This window comes from Waltera acetigignens (assembly GCF_025567015.1).
In the GTDB taxonomy this organism is placed as follows: domain Bacteria; phylum Bacillota; class Clostridia; order Lachnospirales; family Lachnospiraceae; genus Acetatifactor; species Acetatifactor acetigignens.
In genome coordinates this window covers 1-1,804 of sequence record NZ_JAOQJO010000046.1, presented here as the reverse complement: position 1 = coordinate 1,804, position 1,804 = coordinate 1, and the positions used below count along the sequence as shown (strand labels likewise).

The following is a 1,804-nucleotide window of genomic DNA, read 5'->3' as shown; positions in this document are numbered from 1 at the left end:
AAGGAGCATTCCTGTTAAGTAACAAATAACCGGTTTGCAAAAAATGAGTGCCACCCATAGAATAATGATTGTTAACTGGCAGGTTAATTAATCATCGTTCAAAGGAGACACCCACAAATGAATTATAAGCAGAATGAAAAAATCAATCAAGTAAAAGAATCAACTTTGGTAGTTGGAATTGATATCGGAAGCACAACACAGTACGCCAGGGCATTTGACTGGAGAGGCATTGAACTCGGAAAAGTCTTTACGTTCAGCAACAGCAGAGAAGGTTTTGAAGCCTTTAAAGCATGGATGCAGCATTTGCAGGACAAGTACAGAAAGTCAGATGTAATCGTAGGTATCGAGCCGACAGGTCATTACTGGTTTGACCTTGGCGCTTATCTTGAGGATGAGGGCATCCTCCTGGTTATGGTTAACCCTTATGCGGTAAAGCAGACCAAGGAACTGGATGACAACAGCCAAAGCAAGAATGACAGGAAGGATCCGAAGGTGATCGCAAAGCTGGTTACCGAGGGCCGGTATTCTGCACCATATACACCGGATGGTGTGTATGCTGATTTAAGAATTATGGTGGCCAATCGTAAGAGACTCATCAGGGAGATGACCCAGATCAAAAACAGATTTGCCAGATGGTTCGCCATATATTTCCCCGAGTACACAGATGTGTTTGGGGACTATGAAGCACAGAGCAGTATGCTGCTTCTAAAGAAAGTTTGTACTCCGGAAGCAATCGTGGAACTGGGAGCCGAGAAAATCAATCAAATCTGGCGTGATGCAAAGCTTAGGGCTGTAGGAATGAAAAGGGCAACGACCCTGTGTGAGACAGCAAAACGCAGCATCGGCTTAAAGAAAGGCTCTTCGGCTGCCCGGTATGAAATGAAACTGTTGCTCGAGGATTACGAATACAAAAAGGCACAGCTTGACGCCGTTATGGAGGAGATAGAAAAGCTGTGCAGGAAGATACCCGAAAGCGAGCAGATGCTTGCCATCAAAGGTATAGGAGTGATCACGGTAGCCGGATTTCTGGCAGAAGTGGGTGATGTGAGGCGTTTCGAATCACCCAGACAGATACAAAAGCTGGCAGGACTCTCATTACGGGAGAACAGCTCTGGAAAGCACAAAGGACAGACGACCATAAGCAAAAGAGGTCGGAGTAAGCTGCGGGCAGTACTGTTCAATGCAGCAATTCCGCTGATAGCGAAGAATCCGGAGTTTAAGTCATTGCATGAGTATTACACGACAAGAGCGAACAATCCGCTCAAGAAGAAACAATCCGTGATTGCCATCAGCTGTAAGCTGATAAGAGTCTTTTATGCCATCCTAGCAAAAGGAGTGACCTATGATGCACAGAAGTTGATTTCTGACATTCACAGGCAGCCGCAGGTAGCGTAAGAAGACCAACTGTGAGATTCAGGAGACGTCCGCCGTAAGGCGCTGAAAGGAACAGAAGAATTTCATAAACATAGAGAGCCAAGTCAGATTTATTTCCATCAGAGCAGAGACTCAGCGAAGGAGCATCATGACGCCCCTTTATGGATAAGCAGAACGAAGGAATTAAGGACCCTGAAGTAAAGGAGATCCCGTATGACATGGGAGGTTAGGCTGCCGTAAGGAGTTGGGGAAAGAAAGGCCGATCATAACAGAATAAGACGACGTCTTGTTTTGTGTACCCTAAACATCCGTATATCCATGATTCATGGCCAAGGGGAATGACATAGACTTAGAAGCAATCTCTATGAAAAAATGAAAATGTGAGAAAAAGCGAGTTAACAAGAGAAAAACAAAGATTATTATGGGAGGA

Annotated in this window: 1 protein-coding gene; it reads left to right on the top strand. The window is 45.0% G+C overall.

Features of this window, described 5'->3' with window-relative positions; all coding sequences use genetic code 11:
- Positions 1-117: 117 nt before the first annotated feature.
- Positions 118-1,395 (top strand): IS110 family RNA-guided transposase, encoded by a 1,278-nt coding sequence (locus OCV96_RS19350; protein ID WP_173840556.1) that lies wholly within the window; start codon positions 118-120, stop codon positions 1,393-1,395.
- Positions 1,396-1,804 lie beyond the last annotated feature (409 nt).